Origin of the sequence: Shewanella avicenniae, from assembly GCF_017354945.1 — a bacterium.
Taxonomy (GTDB): domain Bacteria; phylum Pseudomonadota; class Gammaproteobacteria; order Enterobacterales; family Shewanellaceae; genus Shewanella; species Shewanella avicenniae.
This window is the reverse complement of sequence record NZ_CP071503.1, coordinates 787960-799604: the sequence shown is the minus strand read 5'-3', so window position 1 is coordinate 799604 and position 11645 is coordinate 787960. Positions and strand designations below refer to the sequence as shown.

The following is an 11645-nucleotide window of genomic DNA, read 5'->3' as shown; positions in this document are numbered from 1 at the left end:
GCTGATTTAGGCTACGAAGATCACACGGCTGTGGGCAGCAAAATCGCCAAAGCCAGTTGAATTTTTTGTTGAAATTAGCAACAGAACTAAGATACACCGCTGAGTGAACATCGCGGGTTACTGACTGAAAGGATAATAAAAAAACCGAAGTCCCTAAGATAAACAGGTAACTTCGGTTTTGATTTAGCGGGAGTGACACTCTCGACGTGACAGGATTAGCCTTCGGTTGTCTCCGCCGCTGGCGCATCAAAGCTGACTTCGACGCTGTCAACTCGCTGTAAGCCGCGTGGTAACTTGCTCCCACGACGACCGCGTTCACCACGATAATGCTCAATATCGGCAGGTTTTAAGGTCAGTTTACGCTTACCCGCCCACAGCGTCACACTCGCGCCTTGTGGCAAAATATGTAAATGACTCAGCAACTCTTCGCGATTTGCCGCTCGCTCTGATGGCACCCCGATAATCTTGTTGCCTTTGCCTTTAGCCAGCTGTGGCAATGCCGCGACGTCAAATACCAACATCCGCCCTTCGTTAGTAATGGCGAGAATGTCGTTTTTAATTGATTTATCAAAGTAGCGCGGGGTTAACACCTTGGCGTTGTTGGGCAGCGACAGCAGCGCTTTACCCGCTTTGTTGCGCGATACCATCTCCTTGTATTCGCAGATGAACCCATAACCTGCATCGCTGGCCAGCAAGTATTGGCTACTATCTTCACCGAGCAACACATGCTCCATGTTCTCGCCGGCGACCAAGTTAAACCGAGTAGTAATCGGCTCCCCTTGGCTGCGTGCTGATGGCAAGGTGTGAGTGTCTGTGGCAAACGCGCGGCCTGAACTGTCTAAAAATACCGTTTGTTGATTGCTGCGCCCTTGTGCTGAACATAAAAACTGATCGCCCGCTTTGTAGGGTAATGCTGCCGCATCAATATCATGGCCTTTGGCGCAACGCACCCAGCCTTTTTCAGAAAGGATAACGGTAACCGCTTCTGTCGGGACAAGATCTTGCTCTGACAAGGCTTTAGATTCAGCGCGCTCAACTAATGGCGAGCGACGATCATCACCATAGGTGTCAGCATCCGCTTTCAACTCTTTCTTAATCAGTGTTTTCAAACGCCGCTCAGAACTGAGCAGTAGCTCCAGCGCATCGCGCTCTTTGGCTAACTCATCCTGCTCGGCTTGAATTTTGAACTCTTCTAACTTGGCTAAATGACGTAGTTTCAGCTCTAGGATGGCTTCGGCTTGCTTGTCACTTAAACTGAACCGGCGCATCAGCTCCGCTTTGGGTTCATCATGAAAGCGGATGATCTCAATCACTTCGTCGATATTGAGGAAGGCGATCATCAAGGCTTCAAGAATATGTAACCGAGACAGCACCTTATCTAAACGAAACTCCAAACGACGCCGTACGGTTTGAGTACGATACTCCAACCATTCGGTCAGCATCTGCTTCAAGCCTTTCACTTGAGGACGACCATCAAGCCCTAACACGTTCAGGTTGATACGGTAATTTTTTTCAAGTTCGGTGGTGGCAAATAGGTGCGCCATCAACTGCTGGCAGTCGATGCGATTGGAGCGCGGCACAATCACCAAACGGACAGGGTTTTCATGATCGGATTCGTCGCGCAGATCCGTTACCATCGGCAACTTTTTCGCCTGCATCTGCGCTGCAATCTGCTCAATAATCTTAGAGGAGCTGGCTTGATGCGGCAGCGCGGTCACTACAATTTCACCATCTTCAACGGTGTACACTGCGCGCGCTTTGACCGAGCCCTTGCCAGTTTCGTAGATTTTAGCGATATCGGCCGATGGCGTGATAATTTCAGCTGCGGTTGGGTAATCCGGCCCAGGCACTATGGTCATCAGCTGTTCGAGGCTGGCGTTAGGGTTATCCAATAACTCAATACAAGCTTCGGCAACTTCACGCGCATTATGCGGCGGAATATCGGTTGCCATCCCTACTGCAATCCCGGTAATACCGTTGAGCAAAATATGCGGTAAACGGGCTGGCAGGGTTAACGGCTCATTCATGGTGCCGTCAAAGTTACTGCCCCACTCTACCGTGCCTTGACCAAGCTCACTCAGCAGCACTTCAGAAAAGCGAGATAAACGCGCTTCGGTATAACGCATCGCCGCGAACGACTTAGGATCGTCGGGCGCGCCCCAGTTACCTTGACCATCAACCAGCGGGTAGCGATAGGTAAATGGTTGCGCCATCAATACCATAGCTTCGTAACAGGCACTGTCACCATGAGGATGGTATTTACCCAATACGTCACCCACGGTACGGGCAGATTTTTTGTATTTTGCGGTCGCCGACAAGCCTAATTCGCTCATGGCATAGATAATACGACGCTGTACAGGTTTCAAGCCGTCGCCAATATGTGGCAAGGCGCGATCCATAATCACGTACATGGAATAGTTCAGATACGCTTCTTCGGTGAAGCGTCTTAGAGGCATCTGTTCTACCCCATCCATGCTTAAGCCGATCGAATCACTCATATAGTTATTAGTCCTGTCGTGGCGTTGCGCCGCTGAAACTTACTCATCACTCGGGCCAGAGCCCTTATAAAACAATCGGTAAACGTTGCCTTTGAGGTCGTCAGAAATGTAGACCGAACCGTCAGGCGCCATGGCCATGCTGTAGGGGCGTGCCATGGGAAACTCACCGTCCAAGAAACTTACCACTGTATTGCGCTCAAGCACTTTGTTGCCGTCCAGTTTCAGCAGTACAATCTGGTAGCCAACTTTACTGGAGCGGTTCCACGAGCCATTTTCGGCCACCAACAGTTGGTTGTGATAATCCTCAGGAAATTGATCACCGCGATAAAACAGTATGCCTTTCGGAGCAACGTGTGCCGGCAACTCAAACACTGGCGGCGTTACTTTTAAATTTTTCGGCTTGTCGTAGGCAGGCTCTTTCACGCTTTTGCCATGAATATAAGGAAAGCCAAAATGCTCGCCTAAACTTTCGACGCGATCGATCTCATCCGGCGGTATGTTATCGCCCATCCAATCGCGGCTACTGTCGGCAAACCAAAGTTTGTTGTCTTCTGGCGACCAATCCATGCCCACCACTTGACGAATACCCGTGGCAATCTGCCGCGCCTCACCAAATTTGGTGTCGATGGCGATGATACTGCCATAGGGCGACGTTGGCTCACAGACGTTACAAGGCGCACCAATAGCGACATAAAGTCGACCATCAGGGCCAAACTTCATGCCTCTTACGCTCTTTTTGCTGTTGTCGGGTAAGCGATCGTAGATTTCAACCGGCCGCACAGGACGACGCAAGCGCTGCTCAATATTATTGAACACCACAATCCGTTCGTTTTCGGCCACATATAAATTGCCATCGTGAAATGCCAAAGCCTCTGGATATTCCAGATCTTTAGCCACTAAATAACGGCGATCGACTCGGCCATCGCTATTGCTGTCTACTAGCGCTGTAATTGTGCCACTCTTATGGGAACCTACAAACAAGGTGCCGTCGTCCCCAACGGCAATCTGTTTGGCGTCACCTAAATCTGTCGCGTATAACGACACGCTAAACCCTTTGGTGACGGTAATAATGACTGACTGCGCGGCAGCAGCCGTCATACATATAAATGAGGTTCCAAGCAGTAACAAACCCGCACCGACTCTAGAGCCAGTTCTGTTACATAGATTCTTCATACCCCAGCCTTGTGATTGTTCCGGCGCATTTAAAACTGGGCTAAGTCTCCCTTAGCTTCCAGCCATGATTTACGATCCCCTGCTCGCTTCTTGGACAACAGCATGTCCATCAAGGATGCGGTTTCTTCCACATCGTCAATGGTCAGCTGGACTAACCGTCGAGTATTGGGATCCATGGTTGTTTCGCGCAGTTGTAATGGGTTCATTTCGCCCAACCCTTTAAAGCGGGTGACTTGGACTTTGCCCTTTTTCTTATCTGCTGCGAGACGGCTCAGAATGCCTTGTTTTTCCTCTTCATCGAGGGCATAAAAGACTTCCTTACCTACGTCAATCCTGAACAACGGCGGCATCGCAATGTAGATGTGTCCATGTTCAACTAACACTTTGAAATGTTTGAGGAACAACGCACATAGCAAAGTCGCAATATGCAGACCATCAGAGTCAGCATCAGCGAGCACACAAATTTTGCCATACCTTAATTCAGAAATGTCGTTACTGTCGGGATCGCAACCTATGGCCACGGAAATATCGTGTACCTCTTGCGAACCCAACACTTGCGAAGCATCGACTTCCCAAGTGTTCAGGATCTTACCGCGAAGCGGCATGATGGCCTGAAATTCTTTATCACGTGCCTGCTTGGCACTACCACCCGCCGAGTCACCTTCCACCAAAAACAGTTCGGTACGACTGTTATCTTGGCTGGTGCAATCGGTTAACTTTCCGGGCAGTGCTGGGCCAGAAGTCACCTTCTTTCGAGCCACTTTTTTGGCCGATTTGAGGCGACGTTGTGCATTATTGATGCACATATCGGCCAGCAATGCCGCTTGGTCAGTATTGCTATTGAGCCATAAACTGAAGGCATCACGCACAATTCCCGCCACAAAAGCAGCAGATTGACGGCTTGACAGTTTTTCTTTGGTTTGGCCAGCAAATTGCGGATCTTGCATTTTCACCGACAATACAAACGAGGCTTTGTCCCAAATATCATCGGGGCCCAGTTTGACGCCACGCGGCAGCAAATTGCGAAATTCACAAAACTCGCGCATCGACTCCAACAAACCTTGGCGGAAGCCGTTAACGTGAGTACCACCGAGCGGCGTTGGAATTAGGTTTACATAGCTTTCATTGAGGCACTCACCACCTTCATGTAGCCAAGTAATCGCCCATTCTGCCGCTTCTAACTGCGTCGAGATATTGCCAACAAACGGCTCATTAGGCAGACAAGGATTATCGGCCACCGCCTCTTTGACGTAATCGGTTAATCCCGCTTCATAACACCACTCTTGCTGTTCGTTCGTTTGCTTATTAACAAAGGTGATGGTTAAGCCGGAGCACAATACCGCCTTGGCTCGCAGCAGATAGGTGAGTTTAGAAACTGAGAAATTAGCCGAATCAAAATACTTTTCATCGGGCCAAAAGCGTACCCGGGTGCCGGTATTACGGCGGCCACAAGTACCTGAAACGCGCAACGCTTCAACGCGATCACCGTGTTCAAAGGCGATGTCATAGACTTGTGCATCACGACGTACAGTGACTTCAACTCGCTTGGATAAGGCGTTTACGACCGAAATACCAACCCCGTGTAAACCACCCGAGAACTGATAATTTTTGTTGGAGAACTTACCGCCCGCATGCAGTTTGGTCAGGATCAACTCTACCCCAGGAATACCCTCTTCTGGGTGAATATCCACCGGCATACCGCGACCATCGTCAATAACTTCAAGTGAATTATCAGTGTGGAGAATAACGTCAATTTTACGCGCGTGCCCGGCGAGGGCTTCATCGACACTGTTGTCGATAACTTCTTGGCCGAGGTGGTTTGGACGAGTGGTATCGGTATACATCCCCGGACGGCGTTTAACGGGATCTAGTCCGTTGAGAACTTCAATGGCATCGGAGGTGTATTGATTAGTCATAGCGCATACTTGTTATTGTTTCGGGCCATGTTGGGCCGCTACGATCTGATTGTCAAGATAAGCATAAAAAACGGCAAACTTCTGCTAATTTGTCGCCGTAGCCCTCAAAACTGTGATTTCCGCCTGCTTCAATGAGCATTTTACAGCAGTGATATTTATTCAGCGCTTGTCGATAATCAAGCACTTCATCACCGGACTGCAATAATACAAAAAATCTATCTGGCTTGAATATTACCTGTGTATCAAAAGCATAAAGTTGTTGTTGATGCTCAGGTAATAATTGGTATACCTCACCGGTATAAGGGTTGGTTTGCTCGCCTAAATACTCATCAAATAATTCATAAGGCTTCACCGCGGGATTCACTAATACTGCCTTGCCACCGTATTTTTCCACCAGATAACTGGCCATGTATCCACCTAATGAAGAACCAATGAAGCGTAATGGCTCACCATCGGCAATGGCCGCTTCCACTTTGGCAGTGAGTAACGTCATCGCTGCCGCAGGTGTGGTTGGCAACTGAGGAAATTCAACATGAAGCGTAGGAAAATGCTGTGCTAAATACGCGTTGGTTAACGCAGCTTTATCCGACTGAGGGGAACTGTTAAATCCATGAATGTAGAGCAGCATAAAACCTCGTTCAGCTACTCGTTTTACAATGAATTAGTAGCCGCTTGCTTTAACATCCGGCGAGAAGCGCTCGCCCGGAACACGATGAACATTAGTCTGCATGCTACCATCGGCATGCAGCTCCAGCAAACGGTAGCCCGGCTGCACCATATCCAAAGCAAAATAAGGTGATAACGGCTTAAATTGAATACAGGTTGATGGCGTAGCCATCAAATTGATTGGTCCATGTTGACCGGTAATCGTCTGCTCCAGCGCTTGATGAACATGTCCCCACAACATCCCTTTCACCTGCGGATAACTGGCCATTTCTGCAATAAATTCAGCACCGTTATCCATCCAGTGTTGATCTAACCAAGTACATTGCACGTGAATGGGATTATGGTGCATTACCAGCAACACATGTTTGTCGGGCTCAGCGGCTATCGCTTTGCGGATCAAGGCAAATTGGCTCTCCGCCAGATGACCGCCGGGCTTACCATGCACCGTAGAGTCCAGCAGAATTATCTGCCAATTCCCCACAATCACGCGTTGTTGGCCATAAACGTGCTTACCCTGCATATGCAACGTCATGATCCTCAGATCATCATGGTTACCCGGCAGGTAGTGACAAGGCAGATGCAGCGGCGCCACCGCTTCTACAAAGTTGCGATAGGATTGAGCAGAAAAATCTTGGCTGATATCGCCAGTTGCCAACAACAGATCTGCTGGATAGCTCAACGCTTTTACTGTGCTGACCACAGCCTTCAGACTACTGGCGGTATTCACCCCCAGCAGATGCCCTTCAGCATCAGCAAATAAGTGAGGATCGGTAATCTGCACTAGCCGAACAGTGTGATCCTTAGGAATACTGTAAGTGATAGCCTCTTTCAGCACATTGATTACCCAAGATTACCCAAGACTATGACTGGCATTTGCGTGTGCGTGACAGTCGATTTTCAACAACTCCTCCAAAAAGGCGTTTACCTGATATTTTTCATCTGGATGATACATCCGCAGGTTCGGATAATCATACACTGCGCGCAAGCGAAAGATCTGTTGACTGCTTAACACTTCAGCCAATTGCGCGTCATGATATATGCGAACGGTTACTTTAGGAACAGGCACTATACCTTGAGAATCAACGTTTCGAGTGATACTGACCAGTTGAGTGTAGGGGGTATTTTCAAGCACTTCGACATCAAGACAGCCAAACGCACCCGTCGCTTGCCACTGGTCGCCCAGTTGGCATTGTTCAGGTAACCAACGCTGAATATGCGCATAGTTGCGGCCACATAAGGCCAAAAACTGGTTCACATTCGGCTTATATCTGTCTTTTACAGCGGCTCTAGTCATTCAATTCCAACATCTTGTCATAGTTCAGTTGCAACCACTGCAATCCTAGCACTGTCGATGCATTATCGATTCGACCATCTTGTGTCATCTCGTACGCTTGTTGCCGTGGCAACACCAATACGCGAATATCTTCATGCTCTTCGGCTAATCCGTGAATACCACCAGCATTACTGGCATCCACTAGCGCACAATACAGATAGTAGCGCTCGGTACAGCCACCAGGGCTAGAAAGATAGCTGTTCACAAAATGCAGTGCGCGAGCCTCTAGCCCGCTTTCTTCCATGAGTTCGCGCCGTGCAACATCTTCGGGCGCTTCGTTGGGCTCGAACATGCCTGCGACTAATTCATATAGCCAAGGATGTTCGCTAGTTGCGACCGCCGGAAAACGAAACTGTTCAATCAACACCACTTGATCAGTCACGGGGTCGTAAGGTAGCACGACCACGGCATGACCGCGTTCAAACACTTCGCGGCAAACCTCTTCGCTCCATCCGCCTGCAAACAAGCGGTGACGGAAGCGGTATTCTTCCATAGAAAAGAAGCCGGAATAAAGGGTTCTTTGCTCAATTATTTCGACATCCGCTTTAGAAAATTTTTTGTCGGTCATTTTTGCCTCTCCGTGTTTATGCTGCTAATCCTAACGCTTTGTCGCTGACAGTGCACTGTCTAGCAAGTGGTTAGCGTTTTTTAAACATAAAATCTGTTACAATACGGAGTTGACTGCAAATTGGTTGATTTCTTAGAATTTCAACCAACAAGTTCTGCTGTATTAGGGAAGCGTCGGGAAGCGCATACCGCCTTTTTCGAAGGGCATTTAACAGTCTAACGAAGTTAAACAACCCCGAATCGGGTGTTTGTCTATAAGGACAGCTAATGAAATTCAAGATCCGCACTTTGTGTGCTGCGTTGACTTTCGCAGCGACGGCGAACTCTGCGTTTGCCGACGATTTGCTTCAAATATATCAGCAAGCATTAACCAACGATCCTGTGGTTTTGCAAGCTAAAGCGCAACGCGATCAAACTTTCGAAGCGATTGAAGAAAACCGCGCACCATTGCTACCAACCGTAAGTGGTCAGGTACGATACAGCAAAGCATGGAATGACCCAGGTTCGAATACCAATGGCCTTGCAGGCACACTGTCACTTAGCCAGTTGGTATATGACCACGCCGCTTGGGTAGGTTTAGACCTTGCAGAAAAAGCCGCGTCACAAGCTGATACGGTTTATGCAGCATCACTGCAAAACCTGATTATCCGTGTCACGACTGCTTACTTTAATGTGCTGTCAGCCAAAGATACATTTGAGTATCAGCAAGCGCAAAAAAGTGCTATCGAACGTCAGTTGGAGCAAACCAAACAGCGTTTTGCCGTAGGTTTGACCGCAATTACCGATGTACATGAAGCCCAAGCGCAATATGACTTAGCCACAGCTGCGGTTATTACGGCGCAAAACGCGCTAACCAACAGCTACGAAGCACTGCGTGAAATCACCGGTATTGACCATACCGAGATTAAAGTGCTCGATACGCAACGTTTCTCTGCGTCTAGCCCAGCACCTACGCAATCAAATGAGTGGCAAAAGCTGGCTGAAGACAACAACTTGGCGATTTTGAGCAATCGTTTAGCCAAAGATATCGCCAAGGAAACAATCCGCCTGCAAAAGACTGGTCATCTGCCATCACTGAGCTTTAATGCGTCATATTCTAAAGGCTTAGATCAAGAAACTGACGGCGTATCACAGCCAGATTTCGATAACAGCTCAGTGGGCTTGACCATGTCAATCCCGATCTTTGAAGGTTTTGCGGTGACATCTCGCATAAAACAAGCGAAATACGCTTACGTTCAAGCGAGCCAAGCGTTGGAACAAACCCACCGTGAAGTGATCCGCAGCGTGCGTAGTAACTTTAACGACGTCACCGCGTCTATGACGTCAATTAAAGCCTATGAGCAGTCAGTGATTTCCGCTGAAAGTGCACTGAAAGCCACCCAAGCAGGGTTTGAAGTGGGTACACGTACAATCGTTGACGTGCTCAACAGCACCTACAACTTGTACAACGCCAAGCGTCAACTGTCTGATGCCCGTTACGGTTACATCAACTCAATTCTGGCATTGAAACAAGCTGCCGGCACATTGACTGAAGCCGATGTTGTTAGCATTAACAACGGCTTAACTGACGAGCCTGCCGCTCAATAAGCGACGCTGAACCATTAAAAAAACCGCCGAAAGGCGGTTTTTTGTTTGAGCGATAAACGCTAAGCAGTGAGCACCTAAAACACGATTTCGACACCAGCGGTAACACCACTGAAGCGCATGTCGGCCGTCACCCCCGAAAAACTAGGATCTTCAAAGTTGAATTGGCGGTAGCCCAACCTCACTCGAGTATCGAGCGCCACCCCATCAAACTGCCAGCCTAAGCCCACTTGGTAATCGCGTATGCTGTTGTAATCAATCCCTGCGAGCAGCTCACCGTAGGCGAATAATCCGGTCGTGATTAGGCTCACTTCGGCACTGGCGTAGCCCATATACACGCCACCATCTAATTCGATGCTGCCAGCAAAGTTATCCTGCGACATGCGATATTCACCCGAAAATTTCTTATAAGCGCCGCCCAGATCGACCGACAGAATATCGTTATCAAACACCTCGTAATACAACACAAAATCGGTGTTAGATAAGTCAGCCGTGCCTTTGACTGAGCCAGTGTAATCTACGCCTTGAAATACAAATTCCGCGTCAGCCAATCTGCCATCGGTTTCCAAATGGTTTTCACGAATTCTGAGATTCGGCAGCAAGGGGATCGGATGTTCTAAGTTCAACCACACGCTGTACTGCGCAGTGTCCTTGTAATCAATATTCTGCTTAGCGTGGTGCAGCTCCGCCAGCGCGCCTGTGGACTCAGCCCACAACAGATCGCCACCAACTTTAACCCCTAAAACCGTAGCAGCGTTGGCCGAACTGGCCGCGAAAGCACTCACGAGCATGAGTGCAATGCAGGAAATTTTCATTCAAATTAGCCTTGTGATAACAGATTAGTAAGATCGATGACGGCGGCATTTGCCCGAGAGATATAGTTCGCCATCACCAAAGAGTGATTTGCCATAAAACCAAACCCGGAACCATTCAAGATCATCGGACTCCATACCGTTTGCTGCGTCCCTTCAAGCTCGCGCACAATCTGGCGTAGGCTCACTTCAGCATTTTTCTTCTGCAACACATCGGCGAAGTCCACTTCAATGGCCTTCATAAAATTCAGTAGCGCCCACGTAGAGCCACGTGCCTCAAAAAACACATTATCAATCTGCCACCAGCTGGTTTTGATCTGCTGGCTTGATGCCACAGGGGTTGACTGACGCGCTGCGCTATCACCGGCGAGATCAGTGTTTAACCGCTCCTGCCCCACACTGGCGGAGAGACGTTGCGACAAACTACCAAGCCGCTTTTGCACCTCTTTGAGCCATTCATTGAGGTTATCTGCACGCGCATAAAATTGCGCATCTTTGTTATTCGGGTCAGCCATGCGCGCCCGATAGAGTTTGAACAGCTTGATGGCATCGCGATATTGACTCTCAGCACTCGGCACCAACCAACTGGTGTGGTCAATATTCAACTTGGAATGCGCCTCAAGCAGATCTTTATCGGCGGTAGATTGCGACTGCGAGCGGCTAAACTCTTTGCGCATGATCAGCGCCATGTCGCGGATCTGCTCCAGCGCGCCAAATTCAAAGGCAGGCATGTTGTCCATCATCAAAGATGGCGGGGTAATGTCATTTGACAACCAGCCACCAGACTTATCCAACAAGGTTTCCATTGAATCAATGATGGCACTGGTGGTGGCATAACCGGTGAGCGGTTTACCATCGGCAGAAGTTGTGGTTTGCGGTGCGAGCACATCCGGCTCAACGCTCCACCACACAGCCACCAGATAAAATGCGAAAACAACCGCTACCACACCTGACAGTAGTATTTTCCAGCTCCATTTTGCTTGCATGTTTCGCTCCTTCACTCTAGCGAGTCTCAGCTTTGCGTCACGCTAATTGATGCTTGGCAGTGACACCAGCTCAAATTAAACGAACGTTTAAATTCTACACATATTCGCTT

General features: G+C 48.9%; 10 protein-coding genes. 1 reads left to right on the top strand and 9 read right to left on the bottom strand.

Translation table 11 applies throughout. The annotated features are described in order from the left end of the window. Positions 1–215: 215 nt before the first annotated feature. From parC to nudF, 7 genes are all read right to left on the bottom strand, one after another. Complete coding sequence (gene parC, locus JYB87_RS03420; RefSeq protein ID WP_207355519.1) at positions 216–2498, bottom strand: DNA topoisomerase IV subunit A; 2283 nt, start codon at positions 2496–2498, stop codon at positions 216–218. 39 nt (positions 2499–2537) lie between these two features. Next, positions 2538–3596 carry a PQQ-dependent sugar dehydrogenase gene (locus tag JYB87_RS03415; protein ID WP_228729935.1) on the bottom strand — a complete coding sequence of 353 codons (1059 nt, stop codon included), beginning with the start codon at positions 3594–3596 and terminating at the stop codon, positions 2538–2540. Between the two features lie 104 nt (positions 3597–3700). Then, positions 3701–5587 (bottom strand): DNA topoisomerase IV subunit B, encoded by a 1887-nt coding sequence (gene parE / locus JYB87_RS03410; RefSeq protein WP_207355517.1) that lies wholly within the window; start codon positions 5585–5587, stop codon positions 3701–3703. 52 nt (positions 5588–5639) lie between these two features. Beyond that, positions 5640–6215: a YqiA/YcfP family alpha/beta fold hydrolase gene (locus tag JYB87_RS03405; protein WP_207355516.1), complete on the bottom strand. Its 576-nt coding sequence runs from the start codon at positions 6213–6215 to the stop codon at positions 5640–5642. A 33-nt stretch (positions 6216–6248) separates the two neighbouring features. Continuing rightward, positions 6249–7088 carry a 3',5'-cyclic-AMP phosphodiesterase gene (gene cpdA / locus JYB87_RS03400; protein ID WP_207355515.1) on the bottom strand — a complete coding sequence of 280 codons (840 nt, stop codon included), beginning with the start codon at positions 7086–7088 and terminating at the stop codon, positions 6249–6251. Between the two features lie 15 nt (positions 7089–7103). Beyond that, positions 7104–7547: a DUF1249 domain-containing protein gene (locus tag JYB87_RS03395; protein WP_207355514.1), complete on the bottom strand. Its 444-nt coding sequence runs from the start codon at positions 7545–7547 to the stop codon at positions 7104–7106. After that, complete coding sequence (gene nudF, locus JYB87_RS03390; protein WP_207355513.1) at positions 7540–8154, bottom strand: ADP-ribose diphosphatase; 615 nt, start codon at positions 8152–8154, stop codon at positions 7540–7542. The genes JYB87_RS03395 and nudF overlap by 8 nt, the downstream gene beginning before the upstream one ends. 266 nt (positions 8155–8420) lie before the next feature. Between nudF and tolC the strand changes: the two genes are divergently transcribed. After that, entirely contained in the window at positions 8421–9740 is a 1320-nt protein-coding gene (gene tolC / locus JYB87_RS03385) for an outer membrane channel protein TolC (protein ID WP_207355512.1), read from the top strand. 74 nt (positions 9741–9814) lie between these two features. Here the strand turns inward: tolC and JYB87_RS03380 are convergent, their stop codons facing one another. Together JYB87_RS03380 and JYB87_RS03375 are read right to left on the bottom strand one after the other, a co-directional pair. Continuing rightward, positions 9815–10552 carry a TIGR04219 family outer membrane beta-barrel protein gene (locus tag JYB87_RS03380; protein WP_207355511.1) on the bottom strand — a complete coding sequence of 246 codons (738 nt, stop codon included), beginning with the start codon at positions 10550–10552 and terminating at the stop codon, positions 9815–9817. A gap of 5 nt (positions 10553–10557) precedes the next feature. Beyond that, positions 10558–11535, bottom strand: coding sequence for a DUF2333 family protein (locus tag JYB87_RS03375; RefSeq protein ID WP_207355510.1), 978 nt, complete (start codon positions 11533–11535; stop codon positions 10558–10560). Between the last annotated feature and the right edge of the window lie 110 nt (positions 11536–11645).

Bases quoted from the DNA above. Each gene is read 5' to 3' on its own strand.
- parC (WP_207355519.1), bottom strand. From the start codon at position 2,498: ATGAGTGATTCGATCGGCTTAAGCATGGATGGGGTAGAACAGATGCCT.
- JYB87_RS03415 (WP_228729935.1), bottom strand. From the start codon at position 3,596: ATGACGGCTGCTGCCGCGCAGTCAGTCATTATTACCGTCACCAAAGGG.
- parE (WP_207355517.1), bottom strand. From the start codon at position 5,587: ATGACTAATCAATACACCTCCGATGCCATTGAAGTTCTCAACGGACTA.
- JYB87_RS03405 (WP_207355516.1), bottom strand. From the start codon at position 6,215: ATGCTGCTCTACATTCATGGATTTAACAGTTCCCCTCAGTCGGATAAA.
- JYB87_RS03395 (WP_207355514.1), bottom strand. From the start codon at position 7,547: ATGACTAGAGCCGCTGTAAAAGACAGATATAAGCCGAATGTGAACCAG.
- nudF (WP_207355513.1), bottom strand. From the start codon at position 8,154: ATGACCGACAAAAAATTTTCTAAAGCGGATGTCGAAATAATTGAGCAA.
- tolC (WP_207355512.1), top strand. From the start codon at position 8,421: ATGAAATTCAAGATCCGCACTTTGTGTGCTGCGTTGACTTTCGCAGCG.
- JYB87_RS03380 (WP_207355511.1), bottom strand. From the start codon at position 10,552: ATGAAAATTTCCTGCATTGCACTCATGCTCGTGAGTGCTTTCGCGGCC.
- JYB87_RS03375 (WP_207355510.1), bottom strand. From the start codon at position 11,535: ATGCAAGCAAAATGGAGCTGGAAAATACTACTGTCAGGTGTGGTAGCG.